Origin of the sequence: Gimesia chilikensis (genome assembly GCF_008329715.1) — a bacterium.
GTDB classification, from domain to species: domain Bacteria; phylum Planctomycetota; class Planctomycetia; order Planctomycetales; family Planctomycetaceae; genus Gimesia; species Gimesia chilikensis.
Map to the genome: position 1 here is coordinate 247,785 of NZ_VTSR01000006.1, position 17,015 is coordinate 264,799.

The window sequence follows — 17,015 nt, forward strand, 5'->3', positions numbered from 1 at the left end:
GAGACTCAAGATGCAGCCTCGCAGCATCCGTCCCGTCCGCCGGATGGGTTTTACCCTGATCGAACTTCTTGTCGTGATTGCCATCATTGCGATTCTGATCGCATTATTACTGCCAGCCGTCCAACAGGCGCGTGAAGCAGCCCGCCGCAGCACGTGTAAAAACAATGTCAAACAGCTGGGGCTTGCCTTCCATAATTACCATGAAACACATCGCAGCCTCCCTCCCGGTTGGGTTCAGCGATCTCTGTCGGCCTCCTGTCAGCCTTCAGCAACCAGTACAGGCAGCTGTCTGCCTGGTTGGGGCTGGAGCACCATGCTGCTGCCATTTCTCGACCAGGCAAACCTCTACAATGCACTGAATGTATCATCGGGCAACCTGAGTGTGGCTCCCACGGATCAGACGAAAACCAAAATTCCCCTGTTCCGCTGCCCCTCCGATGTCGGCAGTGATCTGAACGCAGATCGCGGCGGACACGCGACATCTAACTACAAAGGGATTTATGGCAGCCGGGGAACCGGATCAATCAACACCAGCCCGCATAATGCCGCAGCCGGAAATGGTTCTTTCTGGTCCAACAGCAATACCAAAATTCGTGATATTACCGACGGCACGAGCAATACACTCCTGATTGGTGAAACTGCGCGGGGTCGCGTAGGGGCGAATACCTACAACGGCGGTATCTGGGTCGGTTACTATGACAACGGAAAAACAGCCTCCTGTGTCTGGAAAACGGAAAACCACCCCGGTTCGCTGATCAACGGTACGCTGGCGTGGGCTTTCAGCAGTCAGCACACTGGTGGGGCTCACTTCCTGCTGGCCGATGGCGGCGTCCGATTTATCAGTGAAAATATCGACGGCACAACTTATGAAAACCTCGGAAAAATCAGTGACGGAAACGTCATTGGAGAATTCTGATTTCAGTAATTGACTGATCCGTCAGGTTCACAGAAATAAATAACAGAGCCCCGATACAAACATGCATCGGGGCTCTGTCTCATTTCAGGATCTCGCTTGTTTACAGAATAAACTTACTGAGATCTTCATCTTCCACGATCGTGTGCAGTTTCTGCTGCACATACGCGGCGTCGATGATGATCTTCTTCGTCTTGAGATCCGGTGCTTCATAACTGACCTCTTCCAGCAACCGTTCCAGAATCGTATGCAGGCGACGGGCACCGATGTTCTGTGTCGTCTGGTTGACCTGGAATGCGATATCCGCCAGCTCTTCCAGCCCATCCTGTTCGAACTTTACGTCGACGCCCTCTGTCTTGAGCAGTGCCTGATACTGCATGGTAATTGAACTCGACGGTTCTGTCAGAATCCGCAGAAAATCTTCCCGCGTCAGTTCCTGCAGTTCCACGCGAATCGGAAAGCGTCCCTGCAACTCGGGCATCAGATCTGACGGCTTGGTTCGGTGAAAGGCACCCGCGGCGATAAACAGCATGTAATCTGTTTTAACAGAACCACTGCGCGTCTGCACGGTCGTTCCTTCGACGATGGGAAGCAAATCGCGCTGCACCCCCTGGCGACTGACATCACCGCTGCGGTTCCCCCCTTCTTCGGAAGTACAGATCTTGTCAATTTCGTCGATGAACACAATACCGTGCCGTTCTGCGAGATCCACCGCTTCCTCGGCAATCGCATCCTTGTCCATCAATCCTTCCACTTCCTGTTCCAGCAGAACCTTGCGGGCCTCTTTGACCATCATCTTACGATGCTTGCTCTGCTGAGGCATGATGCGTTCAAACATGCCCTGCAGGTCGACATCCATCTGGTCCATGCCCATATTCGAGAAGACCTGCACGGGAGAGTTTTTCTGCTCCACCGAAATTTCCACTTCTTTTTCTTCCAGAGCCCCCTGGAGGAGCATCGTGCGAAACTTGTCGCGGGTGCGCTCGTAGCGTTCCTGAGAATCTTCTTCCTTGACCTCTTCGGTGGATTCACGGAAAGATGACTCCCATTCCGGACGGGGGATCAGGAGATCCAGCAGGCGTTCTTCGACACGGGCCTTGGCTTTATCCACCAGCTCAACCCGTTTTTTCTCACGAACCAGATTCTTGGCAGAGTCCACCAGGTCACGGATCATGCTTTCGACATCGCGGCCATAGTAACCGACCTCTGTGTATTTGGTCGCTTCAACTTTGATAAAGGGAGCATCAATGAGCTGAGCCAGCCGCCGGGTAATTTCCGTCTTCCCGACCCCCGTTGGTCCGATCATCACGATGTTCTTCGGGGTAATTTCCTTGCGAAGCTCATCAGGCAACTGTTGCCAGCGCCAGCGGTTTCGCAGTGCGATTGCCACGGCGCGTTTGGCATCATCCTGACCGACAATGTGTTTATCCAGTTCGGCAACAATCTGCCGGGGCGTTAATTCGTGCACTCCAACTCCTCCACGATAATATTATTATTCGTATAGATATCGATTTCTGATGCGATACCCAACGAGTTTTTGACGATTTCCGGGGCAGACAGATCTGAATGCCTCACCAGGGCACGGGCAGCCGCAGTCGCGTAGTTGCCCCCCGAACCAATGCCAATCACTCCATCCGAAGGAACAACGACATCCCCCTGCCCGGTAATCAGCAGACTGTGTTCGGTGTTAACCACAATAATCAGCGCTTCCAGCTTCCGCAGGACGCGGTCGGTCCGCCAGTCACGGGCAAGCTCGGTTGCTGCGCGGGGCATATTTCCGGGATAGTCCCGCGCTTTGACTTCAAACCGTTCCAGTAGCGAAAAAGCATCTGCGGTAGACCCGGCGAACCCACACACAATCTGTCCATCCAGAATTTTCCGGATCTTGCGGGTATCACTCTTCATAACGGTATCGCCGTGCGTGACCTGTCCATCGCCGCCGATCGCCACTTTGCCGCCATGACGCACTGTCAGGATCGTTGTCGAACGCCACTTCTTTTTATCTTTGGAACTCATAACTGCTGTTTCTTAATAAGATTCTGATAGAAGAACTCTGATCACGTTAGCGGGTAGACACCATAGAACAGAGACGACAGACATGCAAGCATCCGGTATCTGAATCATAGTCCCCCGGGTTTGCGTTTTTCAATCGCAGCCGGAACACATGCGCGGTGTTTTATCTTAGACTCAACGCTGAGATGTTCAGCAGGGATCACTGAGACAGAAAAAATAGCCTCGATTGCGCAGGAAAACAGCCCTGACTCACATGGAGCAGGGCTGTTCTGTCGATTCAGTGATGATCAGACGAACTGGACACTTATGCCAGTACACCATGAGCCACGTGACCGGCTACATCGGTCAGGCGGAAATCGCGCCCGGCATATCGATAGGTCAGCTTTTCATGGTCCATGCCCAGAATGTGCAGCAGTGTGGCATGGAAATCGTGAATATGCATTTTATCTTTGGTGGCGTAATAGCCGAATTCATCGGTCGCCCCGTACTGGAAGCCGGACTTCACGCCGCCCCCTGCCAGCCACATTGTGAACCCTTCGGGATTATGGTCGCGACCATTCTTACCTTGAGCAGTAGGAGTCCGGCCGAATTCACCGCCCCAGACCACGAGCGTATCTTTGAGCAGACCACGCTGTTTCAGGTCTTTCAAGAGAGCTGCGATCGGCTGGTCGACCTCTTTCGCATTTTTGGTATGCCCTTCAAACAGGTTACTGTGCTGATCCCATTGGACCTTCTGGTCACTGTGAGAAACCTGAATAAAACGTACGCCACGTTCTGCAAAACGACGGGCCATCAGACACTGGCGTCCAAAGTCCGCGGTCTCTTTCTGATCCAGGCCATACATTTTCTGAGTGGCTTCAGATTCATCTGAAATATCCTGCACCTCGGGAACTTCTTCCTGCATGCGGAAGGCAAGTTCAAAGCTGCCGATGCGGGCATCGAGTACCTGATTCGGACCGGCTTCATCCTGGTGCATCCGGTTCAGTTCATTCATGAACTCGACCTGCTTCCGCTGTACTTTTCGGGAGAGGAAGTTGTTCTTGATATATTCAATCTGAGCGTTTTCCGCAGCGATCGCAGCGTTCCCGAGCGGAGTTCCCTGGTATGGGGCTGGCAGAAACGCGGAGCTCCAGTTTTTGACACCACCGTGTGCCAGAGTCGGACAGATGGTAATGAAGCCGGGCAGATTCTGATTTTCCGTGCCCAGGCCATAAGTCACCCATGAGCCCATACTCGGACGCACAAATGCATCACTCCCCGTATGCAGTTTCAACAGAGCGCCACCGTGGGCTGCATTAGTCCCGTAGACAGAATTCAGGATACATAAATCATCCACGCATTCAGCGACATGAGGAAACAGTTCACTGACATGAATTCCGCTCTCACCATACTGCTTGAATTTCCAGGGCGACTTCAACAGATTGCCGGTTGGTGCAAACTGTACCCGGGGCTTATCGAAAGGCAGCGGCTTGCCATCATACTTCTGTAACTGAGGCTTGTAATCGAACGTGTCCATGTGAGAAGGACCGCCCTTCATGAACAGGAAGATCACCCGCTTGGCACGTGGAGTAAAATGTGGTTGCTGGGGCGCAAGAGGATCTTTCGATGAGGCAGCCGCTTTTGACTCTTCATTCAACATGGAGAGCAGCGCCAGATTGCCGAAACCAATTGCTGATTTCTTTAACAGATCCCGACGGGAGAACAGTGATTGAGGCAGGATACTCATGGCAGGTCTCGATAATTTATATGAATAATGGATACAAGTAATGGCTCGCAGCAGTTTCTATCGCAGATAGATGAACTCACTGGAAGCCAGAAATGCCTGACAGAGCACCTGCCAGGCACGCGTGATCCGTTGTTCCGAAGATTCCGTTTCCGCCTGCAGTTCCTGTTCAACATCGTCCAGGAAGTGCAGAGATTTATTGATTTCCATTTCCGTTGGTTGACGTCCATATGCCTTGAGGAACAGCTTCTGAATCTTCTGTTCCGGAGACAATGCGGTTTCATGCTGAATCTGTTCTGCCATCCGATGGGAAGCATTTTCGATCAGATGACTGTTAAGCATGAATAGTGCCTGGGGAGCCACTGTCGTCGACGCCCGGTTCCCGTTGAGCACGCTGGCATCTGCATAATCAAAGAGCATGAACATGCCGAACAGGTGATTACGGATGACAGGCAGATAGAGTGAACGACGGTTGAAATCGTATGTCACCCCATCTTTGGATTCGTGGTTGAAGACAAACGCACGGTTGTCAACGTTCATCAATGAACCGCCCATGGTCAGGTCCAGTCCATCACTGACAGCCAGGATGGCATCGCGAATCGATTCTGCTTCCAGACGGCGAATGTCGGCATGCCACATCAGTTGGTTATCGGGATCGATCGCTGCCGCTTTCGCATTCCATTCGCTGCTCATCTGCCAGGTATTCGACAACAAAATTATGCGGTGCAGCTCTTTGAGCGACCAGCCCTCTTCCATTAACGTTGCCGCCATCCAGTCCAACAGACTCTGATTGGTAGGCTTGGCGCCCAGTTTTCCGAAGTTATCGGTAGTCGCAACAATTCCCTTCCCAAAGTGCCAGCGCCAGACCCGGTTCGCAATCACGCGCGAGGTCAGAGGATGTTCGCGGTTGCCCAGCCACTCAGCGAACTTGAGACGACCACTCTGTTCTTTGGGAAACGGAGTTTTGGGTTCGGGAGTCAACACGACAGGCACATGCCGGGGGACGGTTTCTCCCAGTGTCAGATGACTGCCGCGAATGTGAATCGGTACGTCCGTAGTTTCCCGCTCTGCGGCACCGAGGGCCGTGGGGATTTCAGGACGCGTCTTCTTGAGTTTCGCAACTTCGGCTCGCAGTGTTTTCAACTCTGCCTGTGCTGCTTTGGTATAAGTTTCTTCCGGTTTCTTGGGGAGTTGATAGTCTTTCCCTCCCTCTTTCTGCAACCGTTCATTTTCCGCTTTGACCAGTGCAGCAATTTTTGCTTCTTCGCCTTTGATTTTCTCATCCCAGCGGGCCTGTTCCTGCTTCTGCTCAGGAGTGGACAACGGATTTTCGTACCAGCGAGCGACTTTATTGTAGTGCTCCATGATCTTCGTACTTTTAAGAATACCGGCCAGACCATAATAATCGTGAGCGGAGATCGGATCGAACTTATGATCGTGGCAGCGGGCACAACCCAGTGTCAGGCCCATCATCGAAACACCGATCGTGTTGATCTGCTCGTCGATGATATCCATCTCCATCTTGGTGGCATCCACCTCCGCCAGAACCTTGGGGCCGAGTGAAAGAAAGCCGGTTGCAATCAGTCGTTCATTTCGCTGTGCAACACTTTCAGCCGGCTCCATCAGGTCGCCAGCCAGTTGTTCTTTAATGAAGACGTCGTAAGGTTTGTCTTTATTGAACGCATTGACAACATAATCCCGGTATTTCCAGGCGGTACCGTAGGCAATGTTTTCATCGAGACCATTGGAGTCAGCATAGCGTGCCACGTCGAGCCAGTGCCGTCCCCAGTGCTCACCGTAATGCGGTGAAGCAAGCAGACGATCGACGACTTTCTCGAAGGCATTTGGTGAAGTATCGTTGAGGAAGTTTTCGACTTCTTCCTGCGTCGGGGGCAGACCGGTCAGATCAAAGGTCGTCCGGCGAATGAGTGTCCGTTTATCGGCAGGTGAGGCAGGCTGCAGCCCTGCTTCTTCCAGCTTGTGTAATACAAACTGATCGATGGGATTTTTGACCCATGCTTTATTTTTGACTTCGGGTAGTGCCGGTTTACGTACGGGCTGGAAGGACCAGAATTCACGTTCCTTCTCCAGGTCATACTTACCCTTGTCGCTGGCAGCGCGGAGCTTACTTAAGTCTGCGTTCGGATAAGGTGCCCCCATTTTGACCCAGTCACTCAGGTCTTTGATTTCCTGCTTACTCAGCTTCTCATCAGGGGGCATCTGCAGGTCATTTGACTGGTAATTGACAGCCGTCATCAGCAGGCTCTGTTCCGGCTTTCCGGGCACGACCAGCGAACCAGCTTTCCCCCCTTTGGCGATCCCGTCAAAGGTATCGACACGCAGATCTGATTCCTGGGCATCCTCTCCGTGACAGTCATAGCAATGCTTGATCAGCAGAGGACGGATTTTCGATTCGAAGAACTGAATCTGTTCCTGACTCGGTTTCTGTTCGGCTGCGTTGACGGGTGAGAGCGTCAGCAGGCAGACCAGAGCGAACAGCCCGGTAGAACACTGTGTTACGAAAGAAAAGAAACAATCTCGTAAACTCGCAGGCATCTTCATCGTTTTTCCCGGCAGTTTTCAGGTAGGAACCACAGTCTGACGTCGAGGAGCGCTAGCTTCTCACTCGGACACGGTGTGGTCTGGAGTGAAGGTAAGATTTTTTGATGATTGAGCTTATGCTTACCTACATTATATTCCATCTCGGTTAAAAATCAGCAAAAATACATGAATGTCGTCGAATTCCAGTCGATTTTCTGCCACTCAAATGTGGCTGAACCACCTAATTTCCGACAAAACTCTTGGATGACGCGTGGTGCAGTTCCTTGAGGAACGTCTCCACATCGTCCATTGTGTTGTATCCATGCAGGGCCACGCGGATTCTCCCAGCGTGGTACATGGGGTGAATCTCTTTACTGTGCAGGTGCTTATAAATCCGCTCCGCTTCAGGGTGCCGGAAAGCGATGATTCCTGCCAGATCCTCTGTCTGTTGGGGCGAAATTAACTCGACACTTGCCTCTTTGAGGCCGGCGAGACAGGCTTCCACGAGAGGAGCCGTGGCCTGATCGATCTTTTCGACCCCTGTTTCTGTGATGTACTGTAAGGCTGCTCGGATCGCGTAAACGGCTGGATAGTTGGGCATCCCCACCGTAAAACTGGCTGCTCCGGGCAGACTTTCTGCTTTTTCGAAACGCTGATCTCCGAAAGCGTCTTTCAGATTGAACCAGCCTCCGGCAGGGACGGTCCAATCGCTGGCTTTCTTCGATGGCACACCGACCAGTCCGCCGCCATGTGAGGCCAGAATCCACTTGTGAGTGCTGCTGATCACCAGATCGATGTCATCCAGATCCAATGGGATCCGGCCTAATGCCTGGGTTACATCTAACGCGATCAACGCTGATGAGTGCTGACGAATCGTTTGAATCACTTCTTTCAGCGGAATCATGAATCCGTTGAAAAAGCTGACCAGGGAAATGCTGACCATCCGGGTTTTATCGGTGAGCAGCGATTGCAAGTCTTCCAGACGCAGTTCCCAGTCGCGGGCTTCCCAGATTTTGACCGTAGCAGGACAGCTCTGCTGCAGCCCGAAAGTATAGCTGGCGGGGAAGTCCAGATCACTGATGATGACTTCATCCCCCTCCTTCAATTGCAGCGCCTGGTAGGCCAGGTTGAATGCTTCGGAGCTGCAGGAACAGATGCTGACTTCGTCCGAACTCAAGCCATACATGCCTGCAATCAGGGACTTGGCAGCATCCCATTGTGCTTCATGGAGTTTACGTCCATCCATTCCCAGCAGCTTATCCTCGAAATACTGATCGAAGGCCGCTTTGACCTGCAGGGGAGGAATCCCTTCTGCAGCAGTATTCAGGTAGGTTCGTCCCTGCAGACTGGGGAAATCCTGATTCCGTGTTTGTAAATCCAGCATGAAAACTCCGTTCGAGAACGCAGGGAAATTAAGCCAGGTCCCCTGCAGGGACAGTTGACTGGTGCAACATAGTCGGTCCAAATTCACTGGAAATCGCTTGAGCACACTCCAGCATCGCGGTTGAAATTCGTGTCGAGTCTTCCGATTCACCCACTTTGAGAATATGAGAAACGCACAACACTGCCAGTAACTTGCCATCGGCACCCAGAATCGGCGTTGCCGTATCGCGAACGCCGACAATCAGAGCACTTTCCATCGTCCGGAAACCGGAACGGCGGGTGGCGGCGAATTCGCTTTCACACTCCTCAATTTCAGAAGCAGTGAGATCGGTCTGTTCCCAGTATTTACAGCGCTGATCTGCGGATAGATAGGCCAGCGCGACATGGCCGCTGTTTCGTTCATGCAGCTTGAAACTCGCACCAACGCGAACTGCCAGCGAGACGTCTGCATCGCAGTTTACACGGGCGATCACCAGCATTTTATTTCTAACAACCAGGTTCAGATGGCACGACTCATTCAGTTCATGCGTCAGATTTTCCATATGCGGAGTGGCCCGCGCGATCAGGGCTTCCGTACTGGCGTGCTTGGATCCCAGTTCGAACAGCTTGGTACTCATGCGGTATCCCTGGTTGGCATCACGGATCAGGTACCCCTGCTCATTCAGACAGGCCATGACCCGAAACAGCTCCTGTTTGGTTCGCCCCAGACGGTCTGCAATGTCGGTCAGCGACAGTGGCTGAGAGATACCGGACAACAGTTCCAGCACCTCCAGCCCCTTCTCAAGGGCCGGTACACGGTAAGACTGTTTTTGTTCTGTACGTTCTAATGTTTTACTCATGAAATATGATTTTACATATAAAACGCAGGGCGTCAAGCACTATTCCTGTCTTTCAGAACAGGGGCGTAAGTTCCACTTAGAAAAAGCCTTAAGATCATTACAGCTTAAGGCTGAGGACAGGAAAGCAGAGCCAACAGGCTTCCGATCAGCTCAGGGAACAGTATCCACGAGGTCCTCGACAAGCTTGCGGAGCACTTCGTGCGTGATCTGCATTTCGACCTGAGTTCGTCCCGATTGCCCTTTCTGAGAGGCAAAGCGTTTCAGGCTGAAATTCCCATTCGAGTGAGAAGACAGCATGATTTCATAATACTTAGTGCCTGTCTTCTGTTGATCAGGAGGGGTGGAGCGAATCAGTACCTGGCCGGCATTTTCGTCGTATTCCAGCGGTCCGATGTTTTCCAGCAGATAAGTGATCCGCTGACAGAGTTTCTGCCCCCACTCTTTGAGCTTGTCAAACGTGGACTGTGACAGTGAGGGAACATTGACGTGGATTTCAAAAACCGAGCAGCTCATGGTGTCGACCGAAGTAAAATCGAGCATGACATCGATTTTACCGGTCGCTGAAATGGTTACGGTTCGAGGCTGGGCAGAGTGATAGCCTATCAGCTGAGTCAGTTCATGATTGAGTTGGTTTAATACAGACATAGAATATCCTCCTGCCGAGGATCTTATTGCTTTTCTTTCGAGTTCGTGGAATGTTTCTTACCGTCATAGTTCAGAATCGTAGGTCGGTCATCCACGACGGTTTCGATGTTTACCGGCCGCTTCCAGATGGAATGCAGGTTGGCCAGCGTGTCCTGAGCATAATCCAGTTTGAGTTCGATTCCCAGGTATTCGTGTTCCAGGTACAGTTCGCCCCGGTTTTTATAGTTTGCATCCTGTACGTAAATGACAGGCCGTCCATGATTGCTGAGGCTGCTCAACAACTGCTGTTTGATCTGTTGAAATTCGCGTGATTGAATCTCATACGTTTTATTCGAATCGTTAAAGCCAAATGAAAACATCCGGTTTTTATAACAGAACTCGGGGGTCAGAAACGTATCGATAAATGTAATATCGTTATGGATCCGCCGGACTTCAAAGATTTTCTCCCGACCAAGACCGAGATCTTTATCCCAGTGCTCTCTTTCATACATGTCGGTGCAGTTATCATACTCCGGACCGAACTGCCCTTTATTCCAGCGTTCCTCAATGTCTTTCAGCAGTTCAATTCCCAGCTTGTAAGGATTGAGTCGGTTCGGGCTCGTGGCCATCGTCCCACTATGATGATCGGCGTAGTTAATCAGCCCCTCGTCGGTCAGACCATGGCGGGTCATGATGGTCGAGTGCCAGAAACTGGCCCAGCCTTCATTCATGATCTTGGTCTGTCCCTGCGGGGCGAAGTAGTAAGCTTCGTCACGAATGATCGTCAGAACATCCCGCTGCCAGTCTTCCAGCGGCGCATACTGCAACAGAAAGAACAGCACATCCCGCACACGTTCTTTGGGGAACTTCAGTTGGTCAGACAGTTCCATCGCTTTCTGCCGTTTTTGACTCGCTTCTTCTTCCAGAGCATCCTCCGGGTTAATATAGCGATCCATGTAGTTCTTGGCAGGGAAACGGCCTCCCGTGCTTTCGGCATCCTCTGCTCGACGCCTTTGCGTATCAGCCTTCGATTCTGATTTCTGCGTACGTCGAATGTGTGGTGCATAAGGGTCAATCAGACTCTCCAGTGACAGACAGGTATCAATGAAGGTCTCGACCTTTTCGTAACCCTGCTCATCAATGTGACGATTCACTCGAGTCGCATGATTGGCCATCTGGTCAAGCATCTTGCGGTTTGTATGCGAGAACCAGGCGTTGTTTTTGAAAAAATCACAGTGCCCATACACGTGCGCAATCACCAGCTTCTGGTCGGTGATATCATTGGCACTAAGCAGGTAGGCGTAACAGGGATCCGTATTGATCACCATCTCATAGATCTTCTGTAAACCGTATGAGTAGCCCTTCATCAGCTCGTCATACTGAGCGCCAAACCGCCAGTGTGGATAGCGAATGGGGAACCCACCATAGGCGGCGAACATACTCAGCTCTTCGTAGTCGAGCACTTCAAAGATCGTTTTGAAGAAATCGAGCCCGTAATCCAGCGCGTGCTGTTCCATCTCCTGCTGGATATCGCTGAGTTCTTTCGGTAAAGGGCGATGCGTTGTGACTACCATACGAGCCTCCGTGAGACGTCAGTTACTGCTCCCAAAGCAGAAGCAATCCTGTCGCTGCTATTATTTTCCTGTTCCCAGAAATGTCTTGATCGAGCCGTAGATGCCTTCTTTATCTTCGATTTCTGAAAGAATCAGGTTATCAAATTCTTCTTCGACCTTGCGGAGTTCCTTGATGAAATCTCCGGAGCCATAGGGGCTTCTAACCTGTCCATAACAGAACAGATTACAGACAGGAAACAGATTCTGCTTCAGGCTTTCAATACACTCCGTGTTGTCCTCACCCCAGTTGTCACCATCGGAAAACTGAAAACAGTAAATATTCCAGAGTGCCGGGGGGAAGTCCCGTTTGATGATGTAATCTGCAGCCCGGTAAGCGGATGAGATACGCGTCCCGCCACTTTCACGAACGCGGTAAAACGTATCTTCATCCACTTCATGAGCGACTGCATCATGCACCACATAACGGCGTTCAATTCCGTCGTACTGGCGTTTGAGCCAGGTGTCGATCCAGAACGCCTCGGTGCGGACAATCTCTTTCTGAACATCGGTCATGGAACCGGAGACGTCCATCATATAAATCACAGCAGCATTGGTATGTGGTTCGTTAACGGTCTTCCAGCTGCGAAAGCGTTCGTCATCCCGGGTGGGCACGATCGTGGGATCGCGGGGATCATAATTATTGGAGGCGATCATTCGCCGCAAGGCGCGCTTATAGGTTCGCTTGAAATGCCGTAGTGAATCGGGACCGGTCGGCCGGATCGATGTATAACGATCTTTCTGAGACGTCAGTGCATCGTCGCCTTTGGGCTCAATCCGGGGTAACTCCAGGGCTTCGCCGAGCATATCGGCCAGTTCTTCGAGGGACATTTCCACTTCGCGGATATGCTGGCCCCGTTCATTACCGGCCTGCCCCTGCCCATCGCCTTCCGATTTTCCACGACCGACTGGCTGACCGACTTCGCCTTCGCCCTGCCCGACCCCGCCACTCCCTTTTTCACCGTGCTGAAAATGGGGAATCTCGATATTGGGTACAGGAATACTGACCGTTTCCCGGCCTTTGCGTCCCAGCATCTCTCCGTGATTGATATACTTCCGGAGCTGCTGGCGGACCTTCCCTTTGATGATTTTATCGAACCGTTGCTGGTCCCGATCAATTCTGCGCACCATGCTGTCGAGCCCCTTTCAAAACAGGGAATCAGAGTTAGCAGCGTTTTAAACTCTTCCTTCTTATCCTGTAATCAGAGTTATTTCACTGGTTCAGGTTTCCCTGGCCGCTTAAGCGGCGTCACTGTTCTTTTTCGAATCACCACGAGCGAAGATACTGGCGACGTACTGCAGCACATCGGTAGCCGATTCCTCGTCGTAGCCGTAATTGCGGATCAGGCGGGCCTTGACGATATCGATCTTCTCCTGTGTATCTGCATCGACCACATTCGAAACCAGGCTGGTCAGCTTGATCGTGTCCTTCTGATCTTCGAACAGCTTCATCTCCAGCGCCTTCTGCAGGCGTTCGTTGGTCTTGTAATCGAAGGTCTTACCATCCAGGGACAGGGCTCCGATGTAATTCATGATCTCGCGGCGGAAATCATCTTTACGCGTTTCGGGGATGTCAATGCGTTCCTCAATCGACCGCATGAGGCGTTCATCCGGCTCTTCATATTCGCCGGTAAACTTGTTCTTCACACGTTCCTTCTGTGTATAGGCTTTCACGCTATCGAGATAATTGCCGCACAGACGGGTGAGTGCCTCTTCATCAGCGGCAATCGCACGTTGTACTTCGTTCTTCACGATATCGGTATACTCCTCTTTCACGACGGTGATCAACTGACGATAGTGATCGCGCATTTCATCGTTGGCAATTAAAGAGTGATGCTTGAGTCCCTCGTCCAGTTCGTTCAGCAGCATGAAAGGGTTCAAGTTAGAACTATGCGAATTGACCACCAGGGCATTCGAAATCTTATCCTGCACATAACGGGGCGAGATCCCGAACAGACCTTCAGACTTGGCCTCTTTGCGGAGCTGTTCGACGTTTTCCGTCGTGAAGCCCGGCAGAGACCGTCCGTTATAGAGGTGCATTTTCTGAATCAGAGTCAGACCATGATGCTTAGGCGTTTCGAGTCGCGTGAGTACAGCCCACATCGCACCAATTTCCAGTGTGTGCGGAGCAATATGTTTCCCACGCACGCGTTTGGAGTTGTAATCCTTCTCGTAGATCTTGACCTCTTCACTCAGCTTGGTGACATAAGGGACATCGATCTTCACCGTTCGGTCGCGAAGTGCTTCCATGAATTCGTTAGACTGCAGACGACGGTATTCGGGTTCGTTGGTATGCCCGATAATTACCGTGTCGATATCCGTCTGTGCGAATTTTTTCGGTTTGATCTTATGTTCCTGAGAGGCACCCAGCAGGTCGTACAGGAATGCCACATCCAGCTTGAGAACTTCGATAAATTCAATCAGACCCCGGTTGGAGACATTGAATTCGCCATCGAAGTTGAATGCACGGGGATCACTTTCGCTCCCATACTGGGCAATCTTGCGATAGTTGATGTCCCCGGTCAGTTCGGTGGAGTCCTGGTTCTTTTCATCTTTAGGCTGGAACGTACCAATGCCGATCCGGTCCTGTTCAGAAAAGATAATACGTTTGACTACGATCTGCTCCATGACCTTGGTCCAGTCGCCATCCGCTTTTTCCAGCCGTTCATTAAAAATGAATCGGCTCAACGGGCAGACTTCGCCACTGATCTCGACCGAGTACGAGGTTTCATCATCGATGTCGCGCCCCTCGTTCAGGTAACTGCAGAGTTCCTGGCGATACTTCATCGGCACCAGTTGCAAAGGATCGCCATTCATGGGATCCCAGAGAATGGTGCCGTCTTCTTCTTTCCAGCCGAAGGTGTAAAGTGCGCCTTCTTCTGTGCGGGAATAACGTTCCAGCCCCTGTTTAAGCAGGCGGGCGATGGTTGATTTTGAACTCCCCACCGGTCCGTGCAGCAACAGAACCCGGCGTTCGCTGCCATACTTGAGTGCAGCAGACTTGAAGACGTTGACCAGCTCCATCAATGGCTTGGACAGACCGAAGATGCCATCGCGGCCGTCATTAACGGGATCATCGAAAAAGCGGTAGCGGATGAGCCCCTTCTTACCCTCGACGGGATAAGTCCCATAACTCATGATCATGTCGTACACGCGTTGAAACGCGGTGCGAGTCACTCTGTGATCTTTGCGAACAATATCAAGGTACTCATCGAAAGTCCCCTGCCAATGTTCCTGACGAAACAGATCTGAATTCAGTTGACCTGAAATCCGAGTTAAAAATGATCGACCATTTTCCATGGGACTCCTCCTCCTGGCGTCACGACTTGCTTTCTTGCAATTCTCGTGGAAGGCCAATTAGTTCGAGGTAATTGATTTTGATTTGAATAAGGGCTTTTTCGAGTGCTTCTGCCTTTCACATAGACCGAAAATTAATCATCCAAGAGACACATACTGCGCAGGGATAGTTCCCTCATTCATTATGAAAAACTGAAATGAGGTTGTTTACAGGACCATCCATGGCCAACACCAAATTGTTAAAAGGGATGTTCGTGTGGACGTGACTCGATTGGTTTCAGGGCATGCCACACAGGAATGTTAGAGACCGAATATCATGTTTCGAGCAATACCATTATTTCCCACGCCTCTGATCGAGACAATACCAATCTTAAACGGAGCGTCTTGTCGGCTTCTTTAAGGACTTTAACGATCTCGGATAAGTGGCTGCCTGACAATCAGTTAGCGAACTCCATCCTGAAGCAACGACTCAAGTGGAATTTCAAACTTAAGTAGCTGAACGAAGCGTCCCTTCTCGCATTAGACAGTGAATTTCCCCTGTTCTTTCTTACGAAAAATCAGGATCTAACCCACTGGTATTCTTACGTAAAAGAACAACAGAATGTGAGAACAGGATTCTGACAGGAAGCAATAATACGAACCGAAATGCGGACCGTGAAATCAGAGCAGCAAAGCGAGCGGGACAGTCTTATTGAGCAAGCATGGTCTGAATGAGTTTGATAATTCGATCTTCAACACCAGGTTGAAATGGTCCGTGCCAGCCGAAATATTTCATCGCTCCCCCGCCCTCATAGCCCCCTTCTTTCAGTACTCGTTCGGAGGGAACATAAGCGAAGACCTCGTTACAATAACCGGCTACCCAGAGATGTTTCACAGAGAGTTCTTCGTGCAGACGAATGGCATAGTCAATCACCGTTTCCCCTCCGAGACCAATCAGAGTCAGATCCTCTCCGAACTCAAAGATCTGTGCTGAGAAAGGATACGATGTGGGAATGCTGCCCTGCTCTTTCAATTGTCCCAGCAGGTAATCTGTCAGCCGCTGGGTGTAGACATCCCCCTTCCCTATTCGTGATTCCAGCTCTGCCTTTGAGGGAGGCGCTACAAAGGGGAGATCGGTGCGTTGGAACCGGACAGTCAGCGGTCCACGAACGGGATCAAGTTTCTGTTCTACTGCTCGACTTACCGCCTGGGCCAATGCCGTCCCGTGCTGTTCGGCCAGTTCCATCGTGCCCCGGGGATGGGGGTTGGCATCGCCTCCACAACCAAGCATGAACATAGCCAGTGTTCCCGGATACTGTTTCTCAAGCTCAATTTGTGCGAAGCCGGCGTAATCGCCACAAAATTCAAACAGGGCAATTGTGGTATTATGACAGGCGTACCCAAACAGGATTGCCCGCAGTTTGCCTTCACTACCAGTCACCTTCAAAACAGGCACACTGTGATCGACGGGGCCATCCGGATTGATCCGTCCACGACGGTTAATCGCAAAGGTGGCCTTCTCTTCTCCAAAGCTGAGATTAGCCGGCTCAAGGGATTGACTGGCTTCTACGATGACTTTCACCAGCTTACCCTGCAGTGTCTCCGCGTAGTCATCGACGTCCTTCTGTTGCTCTGGAGTAAAATCGTAAGCGAGTGCAGCACACCCCTTGACGACCGGGCTGCAATGCGTGTGCGAAGAATTGAGCATAATCTGAGCACGACTGATTCCGGTCTGGTTGGTGACCCTTTTGCAGACCGCATCGGAAATCTCGCGGGTCAGGCCAATCAGGTCGGTCGTCACAATCACCGCCCGCTGTCCCTGAGGGTCTTCAAACACCAGTGCTTTGGCCCAGAGTGGATGCTGCGTGCTTTGTGCGGGTTTCTTGCGGGAGGCATAACCGGCCAGCCAGATGTTTTTTGCGGGAGTGATATCAACCCGCGCCTGACCTACCTTCCAGTCTGCGGCAAGCAGGACGGAATAATTTCCCCCAAACAGTCCTATCAGAATCACCAATAGCGTCTTCTGCATTGTTGTCAACATCTTCGGATCCCTTAGTTAATAATCTGACTCACGCTCAATGGCGCATTGACCA

12 protein-coding genes are annotated in these 17,015 nt (G+C 51.4%); 1 reads left to right on the forward strand and 11 read right to left on the reverse strand.

Translation table 11 applies throughout. The features are described from left to right. Nucleotides 1-10 precede the first annotated feature (10 nt). The gene (locus tag FYZ48_RS08135) at nt 11-916 is read left to right on the forward strand and encodes a DUF1559 domain-containing protein (RefSeq protein WP_145042483.1); all 906 of its coding nucleotides are present in this window, start codon (nt 11-13) and stop codon (nt 914-916) included. A gap of 100 nt (nt 917-1,016) precedes the next feature. Here the strand turns inward: FYZ48_RS08135 and hslU are convergent, their stop codons facing one another. The 11 genes from hslU to FYZ48_RS08190 all read right to left on the reverse strand — a co-directional run bounded on the left by hslU (nt 1,017) and on the right by FYZ48_RS08190 (nt 16,963). Beyond that, the gene (gene hslU / locus FYZ48_RS08140) at nt 1,017-2,381 is read right to left on the reverse strand and encodes an ATP-dependent protease ATPase subunit HslU (protein ID WP_145042484.1); all 1,365 of its coding nucleotides are present in this window, start codon (nt 2,379-2,381) and stop codon (nt 1,017-1,019) included. Next, entirely contained in the window at nt 2,369-2,929 is a 561-nt protein-coding gene (gene hslV / locus FYZ48_RS08145; protein WP_145189148.1) for an ATP-dependent protease subunit HslV, read from the reverse strand. The genes hslU and hslV overlap by 13 nt, the downstream gene beginning before the upstream one ends. Nucleotides 2,930-3,230: 301 nt before the next feature. Beyond that, nucleotides 3,231-4,652, reverse strand: coding sequence for a DUF1501 domain-containing protein (locus tag FYZ48_RS08150; protein ID WP_149339223.1), 1,422 nt, complete (start codon nt 4,650-4,652; stop codon nt 3,231-3,233). 57 nt (nt 4,653-4,709) lie between these two features. Then, complete coding sequence (locus FYZ48_RS08155) at nt 4,710-7,205, reverse strand: PSD1 and planctomycete cytochrome C domain-containing protein (protein WP_242022482.1); 2,496 nt, start codon at nt 7,203-7,205, stop codon at nt 4,710-4,712. A gap of 226 nt (nt 7,206-7,431) precedes the next feature. Further along, a complete protein-coding gene (locus FYZ48_RS08160) occupies nt 7,432-8,574 on the reverse strand; it encodes an aminotransferase class V-fold PLP-dependent enzyme (protein WP_149339227.1) in 1,143 nt (380 codons plus the stop codon). Nucleotides 8,575-8,602: 28 nt separating this feature from the next. Next, nucleotides 8,603-9,412, reverse strand: coding sequence for an IclR family transcriptional regulator (locus FYZ48_RS08165; protein ID WP_149339229.1), 810 nt, complete (start codon nt 9,410-9,412; stop codon nt 8,603-8,605). Nucleotides 9,413-9,562: 150 nt separating this feature from the next. Then, nucleotides 9,563-10,057 carry a hypothetical protein gene (locus FYZ48_RS08170; protein WP_149339231.1) on the reverse strand — a complete coding sequence of 165 codons (495 nt, stop codon included), beginning with the start codon at nt 10,055-10,057 and terminating at the stop codon, nt 9,563-9,565. Nucleotides 10,058-10,080: 23 nt separating this feature from the next. Continuing rightward, complete coding sequence (locus FYZ48_RS08175; protein ID WP_149339233.1) at nt 10,081-11,610, reverse strand: SpoVR family protein; 1,530 nt, start codon at nt 11,608-11,610, stop codon at nt 10,081-10,083. A gap of 60 nt (nt 11,611-11,670) precedes the next feature. Beyond that, nucleotides 11,671-12,777: a DUF444 family protein gene (locus FYZ48_RS08180; RefSeq protein WP_149339235.1), complete on the reverse strand. Its 1,107-nt coding sequence runs from the start codon at nt 12,775-12,777 to the stop codon at nt 11,671-11,673. Between the two features lie 108 nt (nt 12,778-12,885). After that, a complete protein-coding gene (locus tag FYZ48_RS08185) occupies nt 12,886-14,946 on the reverse strand; it encodes a PrkA family serine protein kinase (RefSeq protein WP_149339237.1) in 2,061 nt (686 codons plus the stop codon). 685 nt (nt 14,947-15,631) lie between these two features. Further along, the gene (locus tag FYZ48_RS08190; RefSeq protein ID WP_149339239.1) at nt 15,632-16,963 is read right to left on the reverse strand and encodes a neutral/alkaline non-lysosomal ceramidase N-terminal domain-containing protein; all 1,332 of its coding nucleotides are present in this window, start codon (nt 16,961-16,963) and stop codon (nt 15,632-15,634) included. Nucleotides 16,964-17,015: the final 52 nt, after the last annotated feature.

Excerpts from the sequence above, each read along its gene's own strand:
- FYZ48_RS08135 (WP_145042483.1), top strand. The coding sequence starts at position 11 with ATGCAGCCTCGCAGCATCCGTCCCGTCCGCCGGATGGGTTTTACCCTG.
- hslV (WP_145189148.1), bottom strand. The coding sequence starts at position 2,929 with ATGAGTTCCAAAGATAAAAAGAAGTGGCGTTCGACAACGATCCTGACA.
- FYZ48_RS08150 (WP_149339223.1), bottom strand. The coding sequence starts at position 4,652 with ATGAGTATCCTGCCTCAATCACTGTTCTCCCGTCGGGATCTGTTAAAG.
- FYZ48_RS08155 (WP_242022482.1), bottom strand. The coding sequence starts at position 7,205 with ATGCCTGCGAGTTTACGAGATTGTTTCTTTTCTTTCGTAACACAGTGT.
- FYZ48_RS08160 (WP_149339227.1), bottom strand. The coding sequence starts at position 8,574 with ATGCTGGATTTACAAACACGGAATCAGGATTTCCCCAGTCTGCAGGGA.
- FYZ48_RS08165 (WP_149339229.1), bottom strand. The coding sequence starts at position 9,412 with ATGAGTAAAACATTAGAACGTACAGAACAAAAACAGTCTTACCGTGTA.
- FYZ48_RS08170 (WP_149339231.1), bottom strand. The coding sequence starts at position 10,057 with ATGTCTGTATTAAACCAACTCAATCATGAACTGACTCAGCTGATAGGC.
- FYZ48_RS08175 (WP_149339233.1), bottom strand. The coding sequence starts at position 11,610 with ATGGTAGTCACAACGCATCGCCCTTTACCGAAAGAACTCAGCGATATC.
- FYZ48_RS08180 (WP_149339235.1), bottom strand. The coding sequence starts at position 12,777 with ATGGTGCGCAGAATTGATCGGGACCAGCAACGGTTCGATAAAATCATC.
- FYZ48_RS08185 (WP_149339237.1), bottom strand. The coding sequence starts at position 14,946 with ATGGAAAATGGTCGATCATTTTTAACTCGGATTTCAGGTCAACTGAAT.
- FYZ48_RS08190 (WP_149339239.1), bottom strand. The coding sequence starts at position 16,963 with ATGTTGACAACAATGCAGAAGACGCTATTGGTGATTCTGATAGGACTG.